Genomic DNA, 22,627 nt, shown 5'->3' with positions numbered 1-22,627 from the left:
CTACACCTGGGCCCAATCGAAATCCGCCCCGCAGAGCGCCACGAAGCGCAGCGTGGTCTCACCGATCCGGATGATATTGCCCGAGGACAGCTCTTCCGTGCTCAGCACCGGGCGGTTGTTCAGGCGCACCAGGTTGGCCTTGCCGCCGTGGCCGAGGTAGAACTTGCGCTGTTCGGCGTCATAAGCGATGGCCGCATGGTTCTCGCGCGAGATCGAGTTGTCGCCTAGGTCGAGCCGGATTGCCTGGCCGACACCGCGACCGATCTGCGCCACGCCCGCAGGCAGCGGGAAGGAGGCACCCGTGCCAGGGCCTGCGACGACCACCAGCCAGCCGACCGGGAACATCACCGGCGCTTCGGCGGCGGCCTCTTCTTCCTCGACAACCTCGGTCACGGCCTTGGCAGCCGCAAAGGGATCGACACGCGCCTGCCCGCCGTTGAAGCCCAGCAGCCGGGTCTTCACACGGCCAGCGCGGCGGCTGCCCCGTCCGATCGCCGGCGCGGGAACATCGACCGAGGCGACCTCTTCAGCGGCCTGCGGCGGCGCAACCGGCGCCTGCGGCTCCGGCATCGCCGGGCGCGGCGCGGCGGCCACCGGCATCGGCGGGCGTTCCGGCATCACCGGGCGCTCGGGCATCACCGGACGGGTGGCCCCGCCCATCGGCGGCATCGCCCCGGTCCAGAGGCCGGTCGCAGCCGGCGCTTCGTCCTTCTCGGCTGCCGCACGTTCGGCCGCAGCGATAGCCGAGAAGATGCTCGCATGCGACTCGGGCTCCGCTTCGGGCTCTTCCTCGATGGCCTCCGCTTCGCTCATGTCGTCGAAATCGTCTTCGAACTCAGCCGAGTCGTCGTCGAACGCCTCGGCTGCAAACTCCGCTTCCGGCTCTTCCTCGACCAGTTCTTCCTCGACCTCGACCAAGGCCGAAACGCGCCGGAAGGACAAGTCGTCGAAATCGGGTTCGTCCTGGTCGGTGGCGTCTTCCGCTTCGCTCGCCGCCATTTCAGGCCCGGCACTCAGTGCGGCCTCGTCCTCGGCCGCGACCTCCGCATCTGCCGCGTCGAACTCTTCCAGATCCTCATCGTCCATAAGATCCGCTCCGATGGCGACGTCGTCGTCCTCGTCGTCCGCAGCCGCGGCCTTGTCGAAACCACGGCTGAACCCGAAGTCGAAATCATCCGCCGCGATTGCCTGGTCGGCGACCTCGCAGTCCGCCTCGTCCATCGGGTTGAGAACGTTCACGAGATCGTCGTCATCACTCACCAGTGCCGACAGCGGCAGCTGGAAGGCCGGTTTGGCCGAGGCCCCGCCGGCCGGCCGCGCGGCGACCAGCACGTCCTGCGGCAGTGGCGGCATGGCCGGCGTCTCGTCGTGCATCTCGACCTTCGGCGCCGGCTCGACCGGAGTACGGGCGTGCCCGAAAGCCTGCGAGCGCTTCTCGGAGATGATGTCCCTGATGAATTTCATATCCGTCTCCTTCAGTTCTGGAGGGCCGAGGCCGATGAATCACGGCGGCTCGGGAGGCAGGCCGCTATGAACCTGCCTATGGTCGACTTCTTTGCCGGGCGTTCTGCGTCGGACTTCTGAGTATCGGTCTTGCGGTTCGCCTCGTCGCGGCGCACGGATTTGGGCTGCGAACGCAGCGCGCGTTCCTGTTCGCGCATCCAGGCCTCGACGTTCTCGACCGGGTTGCCGAAGATGTCGACTTGCTGGGCCGGAGCTTCCTTCTGCCCGTAGTCGGTGGCGCGGTTGCGGCGGTTCTTCAGACGCTGCTCGGCAAGCTTCTTGGCGTAGCCGGGCATACCCTGCTGCACGTCCTTGTTGGTCGATTCCACCAGGCGCGAGATCGCGAATTTGAGGTCGCTTTCCAGCGCAGGCGATTCGGCCTGCGGTTTGACGCGCGGGGGCGCGGCCAGCAGGTCGAGCCAGTCACGCGCCGAGGACAGCCGGTCTTTCGGCAGCACCGCCAGCGCCAGATCGATCGCCAGCAGGAAGTTGCCATCGAAAGCCCATTCGCCATCCTCGAGCGGGACGTAGGGATCGGGCTGGTTGGCCGCCAGCGCGGCAACGCGGTCCTGGCTGTTTGGCGGCGCCTCGCCGGTCACGAGGTGATAGAAGGTCGCACCCAGCGAATAGATGTCCGAGGCCGGCGTCTGCTCGACGTCGGTCAGGTAGAATTCATGTGGCGAGTAGCCGTCCTTGACCGCCAGCAGAACCGAGAGTGCCCGGCTGTCGCGCCCCGCCTGCTCGCGCGCCGCGCCGAAGTCGATCAGAGTCAGGTGGTCATTGTCGTCGAGCATCAGGTTGTCGGGCGAGATGTCGCGATGCAGGATTCCCAGCCCGTGGATGTAATCCATCGCGCTCAGCGTATCCTTGAGCGCACCCACCAGCACGGCCGGCGTCAACCGCTCTGGCTCGTTGTCGGACAGGCTCAGCATGTCTTCGCCATCGACAAAGGCCATCGCCATGTAGGCGGTGTTGTTCTCCTCGAAGACCTGGTGGACCTGGACGATGTTCGGATGGTCCAGCCGTGCCACCCGGCGCGCCTCGCTCAGGAAGTGCTTGAGGACCGAGCCATACTGCTTTTCATATTCGGCCGAGAGCGGGTGCACCTTGCCGCCCGACCGCCCGCAGAGTGCACCGGGAAAGCACTCCTTGATGACATACTGACGATCCAGCGAATCGTGCGCCAAGTAGGTGATTCCAAAGCCGCCGCGCACCAGATAGCGCTCGATCTCGTATTGACCGAGCAGCAACGTCGCGCCGACCGGCAGCTCATCCTGCTGCCGCTCTTCTTCCAGGATGCTGTTATCGAACACTTCCGGCAACTTTCTTTCCAGCGTTACTCAGGACACGGACCCGCAGAACGACGTCTTCATGCACGCGCGGGTAGAAGCACACTGGCCGTCAATTGTGTTAAGAAGTTGTTGGAAACGGGCCAATCGGGTGGCCCGACCAGCAAAGTTTTTTCTCACTGGATTTTCAACAAATTAACCGATTTTCTCAAGGGACCTGTGGCACCCGTCGCGACCGCCCTCGAGCGCCCCTGCGGCGTCGCCACGGTGATTGTGGCAATTGTTGGGCGATACACCGCCCAGGACCCCAATCCGGCAGTTCACGGTCCGAGTCCGAATCTATATGCGCGCCAGCGATTGCGCACGGATTGGAAACACTGCGTTCACCCCACGGCCCCCAACCTGCCCTTTCAGCGCGTTTTCGGGGGTTCTTGACACAAAGACGGTCACTAATGTCCGGAAAAAGCGCCGAAAAATCCCCGGACATTCCCCAATTTGCCACTTTTTCGGCAAATTTCCTAAGTATCCGTAACCAACGATTGTGTGTGGCAATGGGAGTCAATCGGTGAACGCTGAGAACAACATCGGCAGCTCTTTTCAGGAAAAGCTGACTCGCCGTGCGCGCCTTCAGGAAGAGCTGAGGGTTCTTGCCGTCGACGACGACCTGAACATCCTGCAACTGCTCAAGACGGCGCTGTCGGCTCTGCACTTCGACATATCCATCTCCGACTCCGCCGCGAACACGCTGAAGCTGCTGGCGCGGCAGGAGAAGCCCTTCGACTGCTTCTTGCTCGACATCCAGATGCCGGGCATGAACGGGATCATGCTTGCGAAGGAAATCCGCAAGATGCCCGAGTACAAGCACACCCCGATCCTGATGCTGACGGCCATGTCGGATCGCGAGTATGTCGACCTCGCCTTCGTCGCCGGTGCCACCGACTACGTGACCAAGCCCTTCGACTTCCTCGAGCTGCGCAGCCGCATGTCCGCCGCCCAGCGGCTGGTGCAAGAGCGTCGAATCGCCGAAAGCAACGCACAGCAAAGCCAGGCGGTAGATCCCAAGGCCAAGTTCCCTTTGGATGAACCGATCTCGATCGACGGCATCGACCGGGTTCTGCGCTACGCGGAATTCGACAACTACATCATGCAGCTCTCGCAGGGCCGGCTGTTCAGCACCCATGCCACCGCGATCAAGCTGGTCGACGCCAAGCGGCTGCATAAGGCGCTCTCTGCCGACGAGTTCCAGTTGCTGCTGCGCGATGTCGCGACGAGCCTTGCTAAGGCGACCAAGAAATCGGGCGACATCATCTCCTATCGCGGTGACGGCGTCTTCCTGACCGTCCGCCACGGCCGCAACGCCGCCCATGACGCGCCCGAGGAAGAGACCTTCAACCGCCTCCTGCTCACGCTGCAATCCCAGCGCCAGGCGCGCACCGATGCGCAGGTCATCCTGGGCGACAGCGTCTCCTTGCGCTCGCTTTCCAAGTCCGGCTCGCTGATGTCGATCAGCCGGGCCATCGAGAATGTCGAACTGCGCGACCAGATGGCCCATGTCGAGCCGGTGCGCCGGCGTGCCTCGGGCCAGGACGGCAGCGCAGAGAGCGAAACGGTCAAGAAGCGCGCCTACGAGACCGTGCTGCGCGACCTTTTCCGCGAGGATCCGTCGCTGCGCAACGACTGATGCGTCAGACGTCCAACGTCATACCAGGCCGGACCCCAGGGTTCGGCCTGTTGCTTTGGCATCCCGAGCGCGGTTCGGTCAAACCCACCAAAGCCGTCTCGGGCGTGTATCTTTTGCCCCAAATTTGTCATCAATCGCGCCTATTACCTCCCGATTTGCATAATAGTTGAAAATTAAGAAACCCATTCGGTGGTCTTGATGGATAATTTTATGGACGACGCGCCCTCCGACATGGATGTGACAGAAGAACCGGTCAGCCGTGCCGAACAGCAGATCCGGGACTACTACAACGGTTCGAAGAATCTCGTGTGGCAGCGCCAGGCGATCTTCCTCGCCGCCACCGTTCTAACCATGTTCTATTTCGACCCGATCAAGTCGCTCGCCTGCTACGGCTGCGTGCTGCTGACCGAGTTGATCGATTTCGCCATCTCCCACCGGATCGACCGCCAGCATCGGCTGGACGACCGGTTGGTGCGCAATTTCCGCGCCTGGATCATCGCGGCCACAGTGCTCAGTGCCGGCGCCATCTGCCTTTTCGCAATCCTCATCGCGCTGCAGGAGCCGACGGGTGGCCACTTCACACCGCTCTTTTTCCTGCTCTCGGCGGCAATCTTCGCCGCCATGAACAACCACCAGATCGTGAGCGCCCTGGCGGTGCGCCTCGCCATCTACGGCGCAACCTTCCTGTTCATAGCGATGCTCGACATCCTGCGTGAATCGCCGCCGATGAGCTCCGATCACTGGCTGCAATTCTTCACGGTGCTGTTCTCGATGTATTTCATCGTCGACTGTTCCTTCGTCTTCCTAAGGAACTACCGCAAGAATCTCCGCCAGATCGAAGTCCTGCGCGAAGAGCACGAACGCACCAAGGTCGCCTACCGGGCCAAGTCGCAGTTCGTCTCGGTGGTCAGCCACGAATTGCGCACGCCGCTGACGTCGATCAAGGGCTCGCTCGACCTCATCAATACCGGCATTCTCGGCCCGATCCCGGACCAGTTCCAATCCGTGCTCCGCATCGCCGGACGCAACGCGGAACGCCTCAGCGATCTCATCAACGACATTCTCGACCTCCAGAAGATCGAAGCCGGCGAGATCACCTACCGCTTCATCCAGATCGACGTGCAGGACCTGGTGCTCGAGGCTGTCGAGGCCAACAAGGGCTTTGCCGACAAGATGGACATCACGCTGCTCACGGACGCTGAGGAAGGCAAACCGCTGCTGATCCGCGGCGACGAGCGCCGCCTGATGCAGGTCATGTCGAACATGATCTCCAACGCCCTCAAGTTCAGCCATGCCGGCGATACCGTCCAGGTCAGATACAAGCAGATCGGCGACAAGGTCCGCATCGAAGTGGAGGACCAGGGTGTCGGGATTCCCGAGAACAGCCGCGACAAGGTCTTCGGCAAGTTCACTCAGGTGGACTCGACAGACCAGCGCGCCTTCGGCGGCACCGGACTTGGCATGAATATCTCCAAGAAGATCATCGAACAGCACGATGGTCAGATCGACTACGACAGCCAAGTCGGCGTCGGCACCACCTTCTTCATCGAGCTGAAGATACTCGACGAGGTCCGCGCGGCCTGACCCTGCTAGGCATGGCAGGCCCTTCCCGGCACTGCCACCGATTCGCGCATTGATTGCACAAACCCGGATTCACTCGCCATCACTGGCGGACAACCGCCGAAATTTGCCGCTGCTTCAAAGGTGACGCAGCGGCATTTGCCTTGTAACCGGTGCATTCGGGGAACAGCTTTGAAATTGTGGCAAAATTGTGTGGACTATCTGGCAAAAGTATAGCTAGCCTTCATATAAAAATGCTTTGAGGCAGTTAATGAAGCATTCCAGAACCACGGTTCCGGCCACCCCTGCGTGGTCGGCATTTCCAGAATTGGCGCCTGCCGGCGAGATCGCGCATGTACGCGGTACGCCGGGCCAGGCGCATGTACTGCCAGGCCAGAAGATGTCCGACCGCCGGCCACATCTCAAGGAATTGGGCGGCGCCCGCGCCAGTGTTTTGTCCTTTACCAACATGCATACCTATGGCGATCTTCTTGTGCGCTATCTGAAGGCGCGGAAAGATGTCTTTATCGATCGCCTGCATTGGGAACTGCCCAATGTCGACGGCATGGAATTCGACCAATACGACACGCCGCTCTGCCGTTGGGTCATCATCCACGAATTCGGCGAGATTCTGGCCGGGATCCGCCTCGTCCCGACCACCGCCAAATGCGGCACCTATACCTACATGCTGCGCGACGCCCAGCACGGGTTGCTGAGCGACATCCCCTCCGACGTGCTGTTCTTTCCCGCCCCGGTCGAGGACCAGATCTGGGAGGCCTCACGCCTCTTCATCACCGAGCATGTCACCGCCCAGCGGCGCGCCGTGGTGCAGTTCCTGCTGATGCAGCACATGATCCTGACCGCCACCGGCGAAGGCGCGCGGCACGTGATCGGGATCGTGCCGGCGGTCTGGTCGCGCTGGCTGCGGCGGCTCGGGCTCTATGCCGTGCCGGTCGGGCCGCGGTTCGAGATCGAGGGCACCTCCAGCCAGGCCGCGCTCTTCAACGTCTCGGACCAGCTGACCTGGGCCCAGCCCGAAGTGCAACTGCCGGTCTAGAAGGCCGCCAGTCCGACCGAGCCCGGAAAGGTCAGCACCAGGCTGTCCTCGGTGAAATCGTCGAACCCCTTGCTCCAGACCTGGCCCGGCCAGTGCCATTCCGCGCGGCCGTGTTTCGGGCGGTAGGCGGCGGTGAAGATGGTGCCGAATCCCGCGGCGAAGGCGGTGGAATAGAGCGGCGGGCGCAGGAAGGCGCGGATGAACTTCTCCTGCGTGTCGGGGTGCAGCGAGAGGCGCTGCAGCAGGTAGCGTTCGCGCTCTACCGTGGCGGTGAGGCGGGCGTGCGAGGACCACTCCACCCGCTCCTGGTGATTGGTGGCCACCGGGGTGTGGGTCAGCACCGGCGCGCGGTCGGGGGCGAGGTAGGCGGTGATGACGTGGCGGTGCCGGTCCACGACGGTCACGTTGTAGCTCATGTGGCAGGGGATGCGCGACAGGGCGGCGGCGGCCTCGTCGGTGGTGGTGCAGGTCTGCAGGACATAGCGCAGGATGAGGGGGACGCCGAAACCGGAGCCCACCTCGCGCCGGCCGCCGAAGGTGAGCGAGACGGCGAGGCCGGCGTCGTTCATCCCGTCCACCAGCCCGAAGAGGCCGTCGGTGGTGCCGATCACGCCGCGCCCCTGCCAGTTCGTCTTCAGGACGATGCCGTCGAAGGCGGCGGGGTCGTAGTCGTAGTTCCTGACCAGCAGCGGGTCCTTGCCGGGCCAGAGGGCCTGGCTGCAGCCCGAGAGATAGGCGGGCGGACAGAAGAAGCTGAGGAACCGGCTCTCGAGATCGCCGCCGCCGACCAGCTCGCAGAGGGTGGAGTAGAGGGGCATCAGCTCGGGCATGTGGGTCTCGAGCGCGCGGCGGCATTCGAGCCAGGTGGGCCGGTTCGACAGGCCCTCGCGGGCCCACCAGCGGGCGTAGGCCGGCCAGTAGTCGCGGAACAGGGCCGCCCATTTGGGGCCGGGTTCGTCTTCGGATATGGCCCGGAAGGTGAGCATCCCCTGTTTGTAAACCGATCCGGCGGGGAGGCAAGGGGAAGGTGTCCCAGCTAGGACGGGGGGTCAAGTTATTGATTTCATGGGATTATCGGAGGGAGTGGATCTGGGACGGGGTTGGGACGGGTGGAAACGGGGGCGTTTCGGGCGAGGGCGAGGTGTGGATTTTGGGCGGGAGGGGGAGCCTCTGGTTGTACGCCGATCCGGAGAGGAGGCGAGCGGGAGGTGTCCTAGATATGGCGGAGGGGCAAACGGTGGGGATTGTTAGGGATGGCGCAGACAAGAGAGTTGGGGCAGGTGGCAGGAAGTTTCTGTCCCAACTCCGATTATCAAACTTACCGAGGGCGCGTAGACATGCAGGACGAGAGCATTCCCAGATGACGCACGCCGTTGATCTTTGCCCTAACACGCCGCACATGAGCCGCCTAGGTCAACGGACGACTCACAACAACTTGAAATCGCACCGGTTTTCCTAAGGCTCTGTGTTCATTGAATTTTATTGCATATACACTATATCAAGTGATAGGCTACCACTAAATGCGTTAAGCTACGCGAACAGGCGGACGACATGAATACAAAATATACGTTTCATATCGGCGCCTATACACCCGAGACGATTCCCATGGCCCGACTGGCGCAGTATATGCATGCGCTCGCCTCGCTTATGGGGAATGGAAACGCTGTTCACTTTGACCATCTCGAGACAGGAAGCACTAAGCTCGTCACCAAAGTCGATAATGAAGATGCACCCAAGGTGGCCACGAACCTGCGACTAGTCAGAAATGGCGAAGGCAGTGTCGATGCGACGAAAGCTGCGGCAGAGATAAACCGCTTATTAGCCGAAGACAATGCCGCTGGACGGCTGTACGAGGGCGACGACACCACCGCTGAGATAATAGCTTTCCCAGGCGTTAACAAAGTTGCTGAGGTCGTGTTTGGCCCCTTCAACCAAGAAGGCACACTGGACGGGATATTGATAAGCGTAAGTGGTGCGGATGAAACTGTGCACATCCAGCTGCAGAATGGAAGCACAAGATTTACGGGTATCGATACTACTCGCGATGTCGCACGCCGCATGGCAAAACACATGTACGAGCCAGTTCGAGTTGAGGGTGTCGGTAGGTGGCTGCGGGATCACGACGGGAAATGGCTACTCAAACGATTTCGCGTAAGCGAGTTCACGATTTTGACAAATGATAGCTTGAAAGATACAGTAAGAATGCTGCGCGAAATTGACGGCAGCGAATGGAAAGACTTGGATGACCCTCTGGCCTCGGCTAGACTTATGAGAGATAAGGGCAACGGACTGCATTGATGGTTGTATTGGATACTTCGGTGCTCCTATTAATTTTGGAGCCTAGCGCAAGTCCGCCGAAAGATCCCTCAACCGGAAACCCCGTTGAAAATGCATCCGAACGCGTCACCTTTTTGGTGGACACATTGTCTAACGACAAAGAGAAGATACTCATTCCCACTCCAGTATTGAGCGAAGTTTTGGTTCACGCTGGCCGAGCCGCGCCCAGATACCTCGAGATTCTGAACAACCAGGCTACCTTTCGGATTTCCCCCTTCGACCAGAAAGCAGCGATAGAAGCCGCGCTTGAAATGAGTGACGCCATCAAAAGAGGTGGCCATCGTGTTGACGCAGCAAATCAAGATGCGACAAAAACCAAGGTTAAATTCGACAGGCAAATAGTTGCGATAGCCAAAACTGAAGGCGCACATACGATTTACTCAGACGACGAAGACGTCTGTAAATATGCCCGCCGCGCAAAAATTAACTCGATTTCCACGCACCAGCTAGCGCTACCTCCAGAAGATCTTCAGCTTTCAATAAACTTCGGCCAGCCTCCCAAAAGTTAATTCGAAAGTCACAAGCCAGCGCCCGACCGCGGGTGGGCGCTGCGCGTATTGCGGCCCGTGGTTTATGGCTCCGCCCCACCATACGCGTGAGCGCGGGGAGGCTGGAGAAGCGCCCGCCCGATGGGACGGTCGGGCGCGGCGCGGGGCGCCGCATGGGTGGTGCGGGGAAGGTGCGCCGTGAAGGCGCACCCTACGGGGTGGGGGCGGCCCCTCGCCCTGCCCCCTGCGTCTCCCTCGGTCACATCATCATGGCGCTTGCCCGGCGCGGCTGGCAAGGGGTTTGCGGGGCGCAGCATGGGGCGATGCGGGTGGTGGTGCGCCGTGAAGGCGCACCCTACGGGGTGGGGGCAGCCGCTTCCCCTGCCCGGTGCCTACGGCTTGAGGATGGGCGCGGTGCGGGGTGGCCCATGGACGGTTCGGGGAATGGTGCGCCGTGAAGGCGCACCCTACGGGGTGGTTTGGGTGGTGGGGGTACCCCTCCCCCTGCCCCCTCCCCCAAGGGGAGGGGGAATGCGTGGCGAGGGCGTTACATGATCTTGAAGGCGTGATCCGCCAGGGCGCTGGCGCTCGGCAGCGGCCGGGCCGAATAAGCGGACTTGATGCCCTCGATCCATTTCTTCGACTTGGAGGTCAGCTGGAACGAGTTCGTCATCGACCGCCCGCGCGTGACCAGGATGCCGAGGTCGGCGCCCTCGTAGCGGTAATCGCCGACGTTGGAGATGCGCAGGAAGAAGGCCTCGTCCTCGTTCTCGACCGCGCGGCGGTGATAGTCGAAGCGGTCATAGACCACGCGGCCGTCGGGCAGCATCCGGTAGATGCCGGACTGCGGCGCGTGGGTGATGATGTCGACGTTGTCCTCGGTGTGCTTGATGACCATCTGGGACCACGAGTCGATCATGTCCGGGTCGGCCCAGCGGGCGTTCAGCTCCTCGACATTCAGCTTGAAGGGTTTCCTGGAGAACTCCAGCAGGTGGAAAAGGAAGAGCGGCGCGTCGGCATGGGCGAAGGCGGCGTGGTTGGTCATCGAGGAGGCGCCGGTGATGCGCGGGTTCAGCTCGCCCAGCCAGATGTCGCCGTTCTTCTTCTCGATCAGGAAATCGAGCTCGAAATACCCCCGGTAGCCTTCCTTGCGGAGCTGTTCGCCGAAGCGGAAGGTGAGTTCGCGGGCCTTCTGGCGGGTCTTGGGCGGGAAGGCGGTCGAGAAGATCTCGTTCCCGCACCAGCCGCCGCGATAGGGGGTCAGTTCCTTGAAGCCGACGAGCTCGGTCATCAGCGGGCCGACGATGGTGCCCTCGTCGGTGCAGCAGGCCTCGATGGCCGAGCCGCGGCAGTCGATCCGGCGCATGATCTTGATCTCGCCCTGGCCGACGATCTCGTGCTCGTGCTTGCGGAAGTCGGCCTCGGACTTGATGAAGAAGGTGGTGTGGCCGCTATCGCCGAAGGCCGATTGCAGCACGAGGTCGTCACCGATGCCGGCCTTCTTCGTCAGCTCCTGGAGGTGCTTGTAGTCCTTGACCTCGGAGAGGGTATTGGGGACCGAGGGCACCTTGGCCTTGTTGCCGACGCGGACCGTCTCGATCTTGTTGTCCATCGCCTGGCGCAGCTTGGCCTTGGGGAACCAGACCTCGCCGCCGAGTTCCTTGACCAGCTTCTCGGTCTTCTCGTCGAACATCAGGAAGACGAACTTGGGCTTGCCGCCGCGCGCCTTGACGTAGTCGATCACCTCCTTGTGCTGCAGGAGGTAGTTGTTGATGTCCTCGATCGACTGGAATTCGTCGTGGGGCAGTTCCGAGGGGCAGAGCACGTTGGGGTGGCGGCCGTCGAAGCAATCCATGTAGCAGATGTATTTGAAGTTCTTCACCCATTCGTCGAGGCCGAGCAGGTTGAAGTTGGTCGCCGAGACGAAATAGATCGGGTCCTTGTTGGTGTGGAAATAACGGCGGATCTCCGAGATGTTGTTCAATACCTTCTTGGCCATGGTTGTTTTCCTTTAACCCCTGTTATTTCGCCGCTTTTTGAAGTGCTGCGGCTGTGAATACGCGCAGGCCCAGGTCGGGCCGGAAGCCGTGGATCTCGCTGACGTCGAGGGCCCGCATGAAGGTCATGATCTCGGGGGATATCACCTGCCCCGGCACCAGGATCGGGAAGCCCGGCGGATAGGGGATGATGAAGCCGGCCGAGACCAGTTCCTCGCCCGCCTTGAGGCGGTCCACGAGGGCGTCGTCGAGCGGGAGGTAGTCGCAGTTGTCCTCGTCGTAGGCGAGGAAGAAGGCGGTTCGCATGTCGCCTTCGGGTGTGTCCCTGCCCTGCCGGAAGCTGTCGTGGAAGCGCGAGAAGTCAGGCAGGGGCGGGACGTGTTCGACCAGCGCGGCGACGCGGTTCTCGAAGCTGCGGCGCTCCATCTTCGAGGCGTCGTCGAGCAGGTCGTCGAGGTCGCGGGCGATTTCGACCAGCACCTCGATCAGGTAGGCGACCGAGCTGCGCGTGGTGCCGATGTTGGTCATGAACAGCACGGTGTTGCGCGAGGTCTTGTTGATCTGGATGCCGTATTTGTCCATCAGGATGCGGGTCTTGAAGGTGTCCCCGTCCCAGCCGGTGCCGCCCACGGCCAGCGTGATGCGGGTGGCGTCGAGCACGAATTCGTCGCGGCTCCAGCAATCCCAGATATCGGTCCAGCCCTGTTCGGCGTCGTAGTAGCTCTCCACCCCGCTCTCGCGGTATTTCTCGGGGATCATGTCACCGGCGGCGAGCACCTTGAAGTATTTCTTCAGCAGCGGGTGGGTCGAGACGGCGCGGCGGATCGCCATGGCGGTTTCGACCTGGCGCTGCACGAATTCGAAGCCTTCCAGCTCCACCTGCCGCCGCCCCACGTCGAGCGAGGCGATGATCTGGTAGTTCGGCGAGGTGGAGGTATGGGTCATGTAGGCTTCGTGGAAGCTCTGTTCGACCTCGCCCTTGAAGTCCTGGTCGTTGACGTGGATCATCGAGCCCTGGCGCAGCGACGTCAGCGTCTTGTGGGTCGATTGCGTGGCGTAGACCCGCACCCGGGCGTCGGGCGGCGGGACCAGGCGGTTGCTCAGCAGCGTCTCGTCGTCGGCATCCTTCAGCCGGGCCTGCTGCTTCTCGTATTCCTTCGCGTGCTCCTCGGTCCGCAGCCGGGTGCGCAGGTTGTTGGCGACGTTCATCGCCGTGCGCTGGCGGTAGGTCGGGCCGAAGCGGGCGAAGGCGAACCAGGCCTCGTCCCAGAGGAAGATCAGGTCCTTCTTGATGGCGAGGCATTCCTCCATGACCCGTTCGACGTTGTAGACGATGCCGTCGAAGGTGCAGTTGGTGAGCAGCACCATGCGCACGCGGTCGAGCTTGCCGTGGGCCTTGAGGTTCAGCAGCGTGTGCTTGATCTCGTGGATCGGGACCGCGCCATACATCGAGTATTCGTTGAGCGGGTAGCTGTCCATGTAGACGACATTCGCCCCCGCCAGCACCATGCCGTAGTGGTGCGACTTGTGGCAGTCACGGTCGACCAGCACGATGTCGCCGGGCCGCACCAGCGCCTGCACCACGATCTTGTTGCAGGTCGAGGTGCCGTTGGTGGCGAAGAAGGTCTGTTTCGACCCGAAAGCCCGCGCTGCCATGTCCTGGGCTTCCTTGATCGGCCCCTTGGGTTCGAGCAGCGAGTCTAGCCCGCCCGATGTGGCCGAGGTTTCCGCGAGGAAGATATTGGGGCCGTAGAAGGCGCCCATGTCCTGGATCCAGTGGCTGCGCGAGATCGACTTGCCGCGGCTGATCGGCATGGCGTGGAAGACGCCGGTGGGCTGCTTGGAATATTCGACCAGCGCCGAAAAGAACGGTGTCTTGAAGCGGCGCTGCACGCCGCGCAGGATGTTGAGGTGCAGCTCCAGGAAGTCTTCCTGGTTGTAGAAGACCCGCCGGCAGCGCCCGAGGTCCATGCCCGCGATATCCTCGGCCGAGCGGTCGGTGATGAGGTAGGCGTCAAGCTCGGGGCGCACCTTGGCGATCAGGCGGCAGGCCTCGGGGCCGAGATCGCCGGGGGCCAGCCCCTCGACATCCTCGTCGTCGCCGACGCGGTTCAGGTATTGCTTGAGGATCGGCAGATCGTTCTTCGACTTGAGCACCAGGCCGGGGCGCACCACCACGGCCTGGACGTTGTGGTTGAAGAGAATGCCCATCAGCGCGTCTTCGAGGCTGGGCACGATCACCGGCTCGTAGATGAACGGGTCTTCGGCGCGGCGGACGCGGTGCAGGTTCGAGCGCAGGAAGCGTTCCTGATGCTCGTTCACGCTGTCGACGATCAGCACCTCGAAATAGGGCCGCCCCATCGCCCGGGCTTCGGGCGGGAGGTTGCTCTCGTCCTCGTAATCCTCGCTGTCGATGTCATCGGTCGAGAGCGGGATCGAGCGGCGGCGATAGGCGCCCGAGGTCAGCGCGCGGGCAATGCGGCGGATCGAGACGGCAAGCTCGTGGATATTGCGGGCCTCGAGCTGGCGGCGCAGCATGTCGAAGGCATGGTGGCCGGGGAAGGCCCAGTAGGCCTCGATCGGCGCCAGCGAGGCAAACAACGCCTCGGCGGTGGACAGCAATTTCTTGCCCTGCCGCGTGTCGATGCCGTGGATGCTGAGGGATTCCGTGGTCTCCCTCAGCGCACTCCATCGGTCGGCGCGAAGTTGCGTGGCGCTGTAATAGTCGCCCACGGAGGAGATATTGCCAGGGTGGTTCTGCTGGTTCATGTCTCTTCCTCTCCTTCACGCCGTTTTCGGCCGGCGCCGTCCTTATTGATGGGCGGTCAGTTGCGCCCCTTGAACATCGGCACGGCAGCCGGGCTGAGCTGGACCTCGCGCGAAAGCGCCGTGCGAGGGTCGGATACGTTCACACCGGCCTTCGAACCCTGGTGCTGGGCCTGAAGCGGTCCGAGCGTGTGCAGGTAGGCGTCGGTGCCGCTGGTGCGGTCATAGACCGGGAAATCGGCCTCGCGGTCGCGGAAGGACTTGAGCACCTGGCCCAGGCCCTTGAGACCCGCCTCGCGCTGGCGGCGGACCAGGTCGAGGTCGACCTCGATGGGGAACATGTCCTCCTGCCCCGCCGACTGGTGCAGCACGGTGGCCGAGGGGTCGACCACGAGGCTGCGCCCCACCCCGCCTGCGGCAAGGCCGTTGACGTCGAAGACGTAGCACTGGAACTGCGCGGCGGTGGCGCGGGCGATGGCGATTTCGGCGTCGCGGTCGGTGGTGCCGGTCAGCACCGGGTGCAGCAGCACCTCGACGCCCATGCTGGTGAGCTGGCGCGTGGTTTCCGGGAACCAGATGTCATAGCAGATCGTCAGGCCGAAGCGGCCGACCTCGGGCACGTCGAAGACGCAGAAGTCGGTGCCGCCGCTGATGCCGTGTTCGTAGGGCCGGAAGGGGAACATCTTGCGATACTTCGCAACGATCTCGCCCTGCGGGTTGATCACGGCGGAGGTGTTGTAGATGCGGCCGTCCTCGGTCTTCTCGAACATCGAGCCTGGGATCAGCCAGATGCCATAGCGGCGGGCGTCTTCCTGGAACTGGGCCAGCGCGTCGTTCATGAAGGGCTGGGCGAACTTGTCGAGCGGGCCGTAGGGCGACAGCTCGGAAAACAGCACCATCTGCACCCAGGGGAAGCGGGCCATCAGGATGTCGATCCGGTGGCGCATACCTTCCACATTGGAATTGAGCGCGGCGACGTGCATCTGCACGCCCGCGATCGCGAAGGGGGTCATGTCGTCAGGGTCTCCAAGTTAGAGTCTCCTCCCCTGTTGCGTTCCGCCCCTGTCGGGACGGGCGGCATGTCATACTCCTGTACTCAGCGAACCACCAGCACCGGTCGGTCGGCGTGGCGCACCACCTTGTCGGCGTTCGAGCCGACGAGCAGCGTGCCGAGGTCGCCATGCGGGTGCGAGGCCATCACGATCAGGTCGGCGTCGAGCTTCCTGGCCACCTTGAGGATGGTCTCGGGCACATGGCCGTGGCCGACGTGCAGCTGCACCCGCGGGTCGCCGGCGAGGTGCTTGGCCTGGAACTCCTCCAGCGCGGTCTGCATGCGGGCGATGGCCTGTTTCTCGAAGTCGGCGGGCAGGAAGGAGGCGACCATCGCCGAGCCGAGGTCGTGGACGATGCCCAGCAGGTGCACCTCGCCGCCGGTGCCGGCGCATTTCAGCGCGGCGGGCAGCGCCTTGTCCCAGCTCTCGGGATAGGTCAGGTCGATGGGAAGCAGAACCTTGTCGAACATGGGTATCCCTCCTTCAGGCCGCTGCCGTTTCGCGGCGGCCGGTCCGGCCGCGCTGCAACATCACCACCAGTGCCAGCAGGATCAGCGCGGGGATGAACATCCAGTATTTCGACGGCGGGTCGGCGGGGACCATGACCGACTGGATCTTCTGATCCCAGTCGAAGCCCGCCTCGGCCGCCGGGCTGCCGAAGGCGACGTTGTCGATCACCACCTCGTCGCCGTTGACGACGTATTCGATGCCGGCGGCGTTCAGCTTCTCGGCCCCCGTGGTCCCCTCGCCCAGCGGCAGCAGGGCGACGAAGGTCACCGGGTCGCCGACCGCATTCACGCCGGCCACCTGCAATCGGATGTCGGTGCCGGGCGGCACGTCGGCCACCGCCTGTTCGATCTGCGCCGGGGCGATGGTGTCGAACGGCGGATAGATCATGTCCATCCAGAAGCCGGGGCGGAACAGGGTGAAGGCGACCAGCAGCAGGGCGATGGATTCGTAGAACTTGCTGGCGGTCAGGAACCAGCCCTGCGTCGCGGCGGCGAAGAGCAGCATGGCGACGGTGGCGATGACGAAGATGAAGATGCCATGCACCCAGTCGACGTTTATCAGCAGCAGGTCGGTGTTGAAGATGAACAGGAAGGGCAGCGCGGCGGTGCGCAGGCTGTAGAAGAAGGCCACCACGCCGGTCTTGATCGGATCCCCGCCCGAGACCGCCGCCGCCGCGAAACTGGCGAGGCCCACGGGGGGCGTCACATCGGCCATAATGCCGAAGTAGAAGACGAAGAGGTGCACGGCGATCAGCGGCACGATCAAGCCGTTCTGCTGGCCGAGCGTCACGATGACCGGGGCCAGCAGCGCCGAGACCACGATGTAGTTCGCGGTTGTGGGCAGGCCCATCCCGAGGATCAGCGAGAGGATCGCGGTCAGCACCAGAATCGCCATCAGGTTGCCGCCCGACAGCACCTCGACCACATCCGCCAGCGCCGAGCCGACGCCGGTCTGGCTCACCGCGCCGACGATGATGCCGGCGGTGGCGGTGGCGATGCCGATGCCGATCATGTTGCGGGCACCGGCGACGAGGCCCTCGATCAGGTCAGTGACACCGGCCATGAAGGTGCCGCCCTGCCCTTCGCCCCGCAGCATCGCCATCAGCGGGCGCTGGGTCAGCAGGATGAAGACCATGAAGGCCGCCGCCCAGAAGGCCGAGAGGCCGGGCGAGAGGCGGTCGACCATCAGCGCCCAGACCAGCACCACGACCGGCAGCAGGAAGTGCAGGCCGGCGCGGATGGTCGGCCCAGGCAGCGGCAGCCTGGTCACAGGCGCATTGGGGTCTTCCATCTTCAGCGGCGCCTCGCGCGAGGCGACCCAGAGCAGGCCGACATAGACCGCCACCAGCAGCGCGAAGATGATGTAGCCGGCAGTTTCCGGGAAGGCCGGGCGGATCCAGCCCATGCCGTAGTAGACCGCGAAGGAGAGCGCGCAGATCACCGCGATGGTGAAGGCGAGGCTCATCAGCCAGAGCAGCAGCGGCTTGGGCTCGGTGGCGCGGGGCAGGCCCTTCATGCCGGCCTTCTGCGCCTCGAGGTGCACGATGTAGACCAGCGCGATGTAGGAGATGATCGCCGGGATGAAGGCGTGCTTCACCACGTCGAAATAGGGGATGCCGACATATTCGACCATCAGGAAGGCGGCGGCGCCCATCACCGGCGGCATGATCTGGCCGTTGACCGAGCTGGCCACCTCGACGGCGCCCGCCTTCTCAGAGGAGAAGCCCACGCGCTTCATCAGCGGGATGGTGAAGGTGCCGGTGGTCACCACGTTGGCGATGGAGGACCCGGAGATGAGACCCGTCATCGCCGAGGAGACCACGGCGGCCTTGGCCGGCCCGCCGCTCATATGCCCCATCAGCGAGAAGGCGACCTGGATGAAGTAGTTGCCCGCCCCCGCCTTGTCCAGGAGCGAGCCGAACAGCACGAAAAGGAAGACGAAGGAGGTGGAGACGCCCAGCGCGATGCCGAAGACGCCCTCGGTGGTGATCCACTGGTGGTTGACGATCTCGGCCAGCGAGTTGCCCTTGTGGGCGATGATGTCGGGCATCCAGGGCCCGAGCACGGTGTAGAGCAGGAAGATGCTCGCCACGATCATCAACGCGGGGCCAAGCGCGCGGCGGGTGGCCTCGAGCAGGATCAGGATGCCGATGACGGCAACCACGTAATCCTGGGTGATCGGCGCGCCGACCCGGTTGGCGATGTCACGGTAGAAGAAGAAGAGGTAGAGCGCGGCGAGCGCGCCGATGATGGCCAGCGCCCATTCCCAGACCGGGATGCGGTCCTTGGGCGAGCCCAGCACCACGGTGGCGACCACGAAGAGCGCCGGCAGCGGGATCCACCAGACCGGCGTGCCCTCCTTGGCCGAGATCATGAAGAGCACGGCCAGCGCCAGCGGCACGATCACGCCCAGCGCCAGCTGGAACGTGCTGCGCGCGGCCGGGAAGGCGAGCACGCCGAGGAAGATGGCAAAGCCGAGGTGGATCGAACGGGCCAGCGTGTCGTTGAACAGTCCGAAGGGCGAGGCGATGTAGAGCTGGAACAGCGACCAGGCGAGCGCGACGACCAGCAGGAGGGTTCCGATCGCCCCCTTGGGGCTGCGTCCGCCGGTATCGGAGGAAGCGACGAGTTCGTCGAGTTCGGCCTGGCTGAGGCCACCCTTCCCGGCGGCTTCGGCCTCGACGGCCGCGGCCTGTTGCTGATCCTTGTCGGTCATGATCGGTCCCCGCTGTTCCCTGTTGCGGCGTCTTCTGCGCCATCCTGGGGCGGTCCCGCCGGGGCGGAACCGCCGGTCTTGTCAGGCCAGGCCGGACCGGATCACTTGATCCAGCCGCGTTCCTTGTAATATTTCTCGGCGCCCGGATGCAGCGGAGCCGAGAGACCGTCCGAGATCATTTCCTCTTCCTTGAGGTTGGCGAAGGCCGGGTGCAGACCCTTGAAGCGGTCGAAGTTGTCGAACACCGCCTTGACCACCGTGTAGACCACGTCGTCGGCCACATCGGCCGAGGTCACGAAGGTGGCCTTCACGCCGAAGGTCTCGACGTCGGCGTCGGTGCCCTTGTAGAGGCCGCCGGGAATGACCGCCTTGGCATAGTAGGGGTTGTCGGCGACCAGCTTGTCGATGGCCGGGCCGGTCACCGGGATCAGCTTGGCATCGACGGTCGAGGTGGCTTCCTGGATCGAACCGTTCGGGTGGCCGACGGTGTAGATGATCGCATCGACCTTGTTGTCACCCAGCGCGGCCGACTGCTCCGCCGGCTTCAGCTCGGAGGCCAGGGCGAAGTCCTTGTCGGACTTGCCCATGGCGTTCAGCACCACGTCCATCGTCGCGCGCTGGCCGGAACCGGGGTTGCCGACGTTGACGCGCTTGCCGAAGAGATCGTCGAAGGTGTTCACGCCGGAATCGGCGCGGGCCACCACGGTGAAGGGCTCGCCATGCACCGAGAAGACGGCGCGCAGCTTGTCGAACTTCTGGCCTTCGAACTGCGAGGAGCCGTTGTAGGCGTGGAACTGCCAGTCGGACTGGGCGACGCCCATGTCCATGTCACCCGCCTTGATGGCATTGATGTTGGCGATCGAGCCGCCGGTCGAGGGCGCGGTGCACTTGAGGTTGTGCTCGGCGGTGCCACGGTTCACCAGGCGGCAGATCGACTGGCCGACGACGAAGTAAACGCCGGTCTGGCCGCCGGTGCCGATGGTGATGAACTTCTCCTCGGCCGAGGCGGATTGGGCGCTGAGCGTTGCAGCCAACGCAAGGCCCGTCATATTCAGAAACTTCATGTGTTTCTCCCTTTGCACTTGTGATTTTTTGTCGTCTCCAGCGCGGGCCCTGACGGGCCCCGGCGCTTTTCGCATGGCTAGAGCCTAACAGATTCGGCCTTTGACACAACCGCTTGGCGGATTCTACCGGCGCGAAGACCAAAAGCGACATTACTTGACGGAAATCGTCATGCGCTTTGCTCATACCTGTACGGGGAGTACCGGTTCAGAAGGTCGGCGGGGTACAGGCGCTGACGACGACGCAATCCGACTCGCCGATATTGCGGAATCGGTGCGGCAGGCGGCTGTCGAAGAGATAGCCGTCGCCGGGATTGAGCACGCGGACCTGCTCGCCCACCGTGACCTCGATGATGCCCGAGATGACGATCCCGGCCTCTTCGCTCTCATGGCTCAGCATGTCCGGGCCGGTGTCGGCACCGGGCGGATAGGTCTCGTGCAGCACCATCAGCGCGTGACGGGCCGCATCGCCGAGCTGGCGCAGCGAGACGCCGCGCGCGCCGGTGCCAAGGCCGATCGACTGCGGCGCGAGTTCGGTGAACTCGCCGGCGCTGTAGAAGTATTTCGGCGATTCGCTTTCCTCGACCTCCGAGAAGAACTCGGACATGGTCATCGGGATCGCGTCGAGCAGGCGCTTCAGCGAGGCGACCGAAGGGCTCGACTTGTTCTGTTCGATCAGCGAGATGGCGCCATTGGTGAGGCCCGCCCGCCCGGCCAGGTCGCGCTGCGACAAGCCGCGGGATTCGCGCACGGATCTCAGTCGGCCGCCAATGTCCACGCCATGCCCTCTCATCGCCTGCTTGAAATTTTCAACACCAGAGCGGAGGTCAGGTCAAGCCGAAAAGTTATGCGATTATATCTAGATAGCATGAATACGCGCAGGGGCCCGCCGCCCTGCCGATTTCCAACGCAATCCTTTTGACAAGAAAAATAAGCGCCAGTATTATTATTCTAATCGCTCGCAGATAGAGGTTCTTACGATGCCCGCGAAGTCCAAGACCCCCGCCAAATCCGCCAAGACCAAGGCCACCGCCCCGGCCGGCTCGAACGCCGCGCTGCTGGCCCGCCGCGAGGCCGCCGTGGCCCGCGGCGTCGCCTCGGCCGCGCCGATCTTCGCCGCCCGCGCCGAGAACGCCGAACTCTGGGACGTCGAAGGCAAGCGCTACATCGACTTCGCCGGCGGCATCGCGGTGCTGAACACCGGCCATCGCCACCCGGGCGTGATCGCCGCCGCCAAGGCGCAGGAAGACCTCTATACCCATACCTCGTTCCAGGTCGTACCCTACGAGCCCTACGTTGCCCTCGCCGAGAAGCTGAACGCGCTGGCGCCGGGCGACTTCGCAAAGAAATCGCTGCTGGTGACGACCGGCGCCGAGGCGGTCGAGAATGCGGTGAAGATCGCGCGGGCCTATACCAGGCGTCCCGGCGTCATCGCCTTCAGCGCCGGCTACCACGGCCGCACCCTGCTCACGCTGGGCCTGACCGGCAAGGTCACCCCCTACAAGAAGGACGTCGGCCCCTTCCCCGGCGACATCTGGCGCGCGCCCTTCCCGGATGCCCGCAACGGCATCACCGTGGACGATGCGCTGAAGGCGCTCGATACGCTGATGAAAACCGACGCCGATCCGGACCGGGTCGCCGCGATCATCCTCGAGCCGGTGCTCGGCGAAGGCGGCTACCACCCGGTGCCGACCGAGATGTGGCAGGCGCTGCGCGCGATCTGCGACAAGCACGGCATCCTGCTGATCGCCGACGAGATCCAGTCTGGCTTCGCCCGCACCGGCGCCTGGTTCGCCATCGAACATTCCGGCGTGGTGCCGGACCTCATCACGGTGGCCAAGTCGATGGCCGGCGGTTATCCGATCGCCGGGGTGATCGGCCGCGCCGAAGTGATGGACGCGCTGGCCCCCGGCGGGCTTGGCGGGACCTATGGCGGCAACCCGGTGGCCTGCGCCGCCGCCCTGGCGGCCATCGAGGCGATCGAGACCGAGGGCCTGCTCGCACGCTCCACCGCGATGGGCGAGTCGCTGCGCGCGCGCTTCGCCGATATGGGCGCAAGGGTCGCGCCCTTCCGGATGTGGGACATCCGCGGCCTCGGCGCGATGCTGGCGGTCGAGTTCGTGACCGACTTCGACAGCGCCACGCCCGATGCAACGCTGACCAAGGCGGTGGTGGCCAACGCGCTGAAGCGCGGCCTGATCCTGCTGGGCTGCGGGATGCATGGCAACGCCGTTCGCATCATGGTGCCGATCACCGCCTCGGACGAGATCGTCGCCGAGGGCATGGCGATCTTCGAGGCCGCCCTGGCCGAGGCAATCGCGGCAGAGCAGAAACTCGCCGCCGAGTAAGCCGCGCAGGATGCGATGGAAAAGGCGCCCCGAGGGGCGCCTTTTTGCTGCCGGCGCGGCGGGGCAAGCCCCGCCCTACCCCTCACCCCAACCGCCCGCCGGCGGAGAGGGCGCGGGACGCGCGTGCCGCGCGTGGCCTTCGGCCGGAGTATTTTTGAAGAAGAGAAGCCAGGCACCGCGCCCCTGATTTTCTCTTCTTTTTAAATACCTCCGGCAACTGTATTTTTTCACGCCGTTGCGGCGAAGTCGGTGCCGTCGCGGAT

The 22,627-nt window shown here is 63.7% G+C and carries 16 protein-coding genes; 6 read left to right on the top strand and 10 right to left on the bottom strand.

The window, feature by feature from the left end:
• Together IE266_RS26905 and IE266_RS15195 are read right to left on the bottom strand one after the other, a co-directional pair.
• Positions 1–1,464, bottom strand: coding sequence for an FHA domain-containing protein (locus tag IE266_RS26905; RefSeq protein WP_229864149.1), 1,464 nt, complete (start codon positions 1,462–1,464; stop codon positions 1–3).
• An 11-nt stretch (positions 1,465–1,475) separates the two neighbouring features.
• Positions 1,476–2,816 carry a serine/threonine-protein kinase gene (locus tag IE266_RS15195; RefSeq protein ID WP_229864176.1) on the bottom strand — a complete coding sequence of 447 codons (1,341 nt, stop codon included), beginning with the start codon at positions 2,814–2,816 and terminating at the stop codon, positions 1,476–1,478.
• A 541-nt stretch (positions 2,817–3,357) separates the two neighbouring features.
• Between IE266_RS15195 and IE266_RS15190 the strand changes: the two genes are divergently transcribed.
• The 3 genes from IE266_RS15190 to IE266_RS15180 all read left to right on the top strand — a co-directional run bounded on the left by IE266_RS15190 (position 3,358) and on the right by IE266_RS15180 (position 7,090).
• Positions 3,358–4,473 carry a response regulator gene (locus IE266_RS15190; RefSeq protein WP_189680958.1) on the top strand — a complete coding sequence of 372 codons (1,116 nt, stop codon included), beginning with the start codon at positions 3,358–3,360 and terminating at the stop codon, positions 4,471–4,473.
• Positions 4,474–4,683: 210 nt separating this feature from the next.
• Positions 4,684–6,057: a sensor histidine kinase gene (locus IE266_RS15185; RefSeq protein WP_189680957.1), complete on the top strand. Its 1,374-nt coding sequence runs from the start codon at positions 4,684–4,686 to the stop codon at positions 6,055–6,057.
• Between the two features lie 376 nt (positions 6,058–6,433).
• Positions 6,434–7,090, top strand: a complete 657-nt coding sequence (locus tag IE266_RS15180; protein WP_229864147.1) for an acyl-homoserine-lactone synthase — start codon at positions 6,434–6,436, stop codon at positions 7,088–7,090.
• Here the strand turns inward: IE266_RS15180 and IE266_RS15175 are convergent.
• A complete protein-coding gene (locus tag IE266_RS15175) occupies positions 7,087–8,076 on the bottom strand; it encodes a C45 family autoproteolytic acyltransferase/hydrolase (RefSeq protein WP_189680955.1) in 990 nt (329 codons plus the stop codon). The genes IE266_RS15180 and IE266_RS15175 overlap by 4 nt on opposite strands.
• A gap of 565 nt (positions 8,077–8,641) precedes the next feature.
• Here IE266_RS15175 and IE266_RS15170 point away from each other — a divergent pair.
• Both IE266_RS15170 and IE266_RS15165 read left to right on the top strand, forming a co-directional pair.
• Entirely contained in the window at positions 8,642–9,388 is a 747-nt protein-coding gene (locus IE266_RS15170; RefSeq protein WP_189680954.1) for a hypothetical protein, read from the top strand.
• Positions 9,388–9,936 (top strand): type II toxin-antitoxin system VapC family toxin, encoded by a 549-nt coding sequence (locus tag IE266_RS15165; protein WP_189680953.1) that lies wholly within the window; start codon positions 9,388–9,390, stop codon positions 9,934–9,936. The genes IE266_RS15170 and IE266_RS15165 overlap by 1 nt, the downstream gene beginning before the upstream one ends.
• 526 nt (positions 9,937–10,462) lie before the next feature.
• Here IE266_RS15165 and IE266_RS15160 read toward each other — a convergent pair.
• From IE266_RS15160 to IE266_RS15130, 7 genes are all read right to left on the bottom strand, one after another.
• A complete protein-coding gene (locus IE266_RS15160; RefSeq protein ID WP_189680952.1) occupies positions 10,463–11,914 on the bottom strand; it encodes a biotin carboxylase in 1,452 nt (483 codons plus the stop codon).
• A gap of 22 nt (positions 11,915–11,936) precedes the next feature.
• Positions 11,937–14,681: an aminotransferase class I/II-fold pyridoxal phosphate-dependent enzyme gene (locus IE266_RS15155; protein ID WP_189680951.1), complete on the bottom strand. Its 2,745-nt coding sequence runs from the start codon at positions 14,679–14,681 to the stop codon at positions 11,937–11,939.
• Positions 14,682–14,737: 56 nt separating this feature from the next.
• A complete protein-coding gene (locus IE266_RS15150) occupies positions 14,738–15,691 on the bottom strand; it encodes a carbon-nitrogen hydrolase family protein (protein ID WP_189680950.1) in 954 nt (317 codons plus the stop codon).
• 83 nt (positions 15,692–15,774) lie between these two features.
• The gene (locus tag IE266_RS15145; protein WP_189680949.1) at positions 15,775–16,200 is read right to left on the bottom strand and encodes a universal stress protein; all 426 of its coding nucleotides are present in this window, start codon (positions 16,198–16,200) and stop codon (positions 15,775–15,777) included.
• Between the two features lie 13 nt (positions 16,201–16,213).
• Complete coding sequence (locus IE266_RS15140; protein WP_189680948.1) at positions 16,214–18,955, bottom strand: TRAP transporter permease; 2,742 nt, start codon at positions 18,953–18,955, stop codon at positions 16,214–16,216.
• A 101-nt stretch (positions 18,956–19,056) separates the two neighbouring features.
• Positions 19,057–20,019, bottom strand: coding sequence for a TAXI family TRAP transporter solute-binding subunit (locus tag IE266_RS15135; RefSeq protein ID WP_229864145.1), 963 nt, complete (start codon positions 20,017–20,019; stop codon positions 19,057–19,059).
• Between the two features lie 205 nt (positions 20,020–20,224).
• Positions 20,225–20,794, bottom strand: coding sequence for a cupin domain-containing protein (locus IE266_RS15130; protein WP_229864143.1), 570 nt, complete (start codon positions 20,792–20,794; stop codon positions 20,225–20,227).
• A 202-nt stretch (positions 20,795–20,996) separates the two neighbouring features.
• Between IE266_RS15130 and gabT the strand changes: the two genes are divergently transcribed.
• The gene (gene gabT, locus IE266_RS15125) at positions 20,997–22,364 is read left to right on the top strand and encodes a 4-aminobutyrate--2-oxoglutarate transaminase (RefSeq protein ID WP_189680946.1); all 1,368 of its coding nucleotides are present in this window, start codon (positions 20,997–20,999) and stop codon (positions 22,362–22,364) included.
• Positions 22,365–22,627: the final 263 nt, after the last annotated feature.

It is taken from the genome of Seohaeicola zhoushanensis, from assembly GCF_014656415.1.
Lineage (GTDB): Bacteria > Pseudomonadota > Alphaproteobacteria > Rhodobacterales > Rhodobacteraceae > Seohaeicola_A > Seohaeicola_A zhoushanensis.
This window is presented reverse-complemented; position numbering and strand designations above follow the sequence as displayed.

What these genes read in the sequence shown, in the direction of transcription:
- IE266_RS15150 (WP_189680950.1), bottom strand. Translation starts at nt 15,691, where the DNA reads ATGACCCCCTTCGCGATCGCGGGCGTGCAGATGCACGTCGCCGCGCTC.
- IE266_RS15135 (WP_229864145.1), bottom strand. Translation starts at nt 20,019, where the DNA reads ATGAAGTTTCTGAATATGACGGGCCTTGCGTTGGCTGCAACGCTCAGC.
- IE266_RS15155 (WP_189680951.1), bottom strand. Translation starts at nt 14,681, where the DNA reads ATGAACCAGCAGAACCACCCTGGCAATATCTCCTCCGTGGGCGACTAT.
- gabT (WP_189680946.1), top strand. Translation starts at nt 20,997, where the DNA reads ATGCCCGCGAAGTCCAAGACCCCCGCCAAATCCGCCAAGACCAAGGCC.
- IE266_RS15145 (WP_189680949.1), bottom strand. Translation starts at nt 16,200, where the DNA reads ATGTTCGACAAGGTTCTGCTTCCCATCGACCTGACCTATCCCGAGAGC.
- IE266_RS15175 (WP_189680955.1), bottom strand. Translation starts at nt 8,076, where the DNA reads ATGCTCACCTTCCGGGCCATATCCGAAGACGAACCCGGCCCCAAATGG.
- IE266_RS15160 (WP_189680952.1), bottom strand. Translation starts at nt 11,914, where the DNA reads ATGGCCAAGAAGGTATTGAACAACATCTCGGAGATCCGCCGTTATTTC.
- IE266_RS15185 (WP_189680957.1), top strand. Translation starts at nt 4,684, where the DNA reads ATGGACGACGCGCCCTCCGACATGGATGTGACAGAAGAACCGGTCAGC.
- IE266_RS15170 (WP_189680954.1), top strand. Translation starts at nt 8,642, where the DNA reads ATGAATACAAAATATACGTTTCATATCGGCGCCTATACACCCGAGACG.
- IE266_RS15140 (WP_189680948.1), bottom strand. Translation starts at nt 18,955, where the DNA reads ATGACCGACAAGGATCAGCAACAGGCCGCGGCCGTCGAGGCCGAAGCC.
- IE266_RS15180 (WP_229864147.1), top strand. Translation starts at nt 6,434, where the DNA reads ATGTCCGACCGCCGGCCACATCTCAAGGAATTGGGCGGCGCCCGCGCC.
- IE266_RS26905 (WP_229864149.1), bottom strand. Translation starts at nt 1,464, where the DNA reads ATGAAATTCATCAGGGACATCATCTCCGAGAAGCGCTCGCAGGCTTTC.
- IE266_RS15165 (WP_189680953.1), top strand. Translation starts at nt 9,388, where the DNA reads ATGGTTGTATTGGATACTTCGGTGCTCCTATTAATTTTGGAGCCTAGC.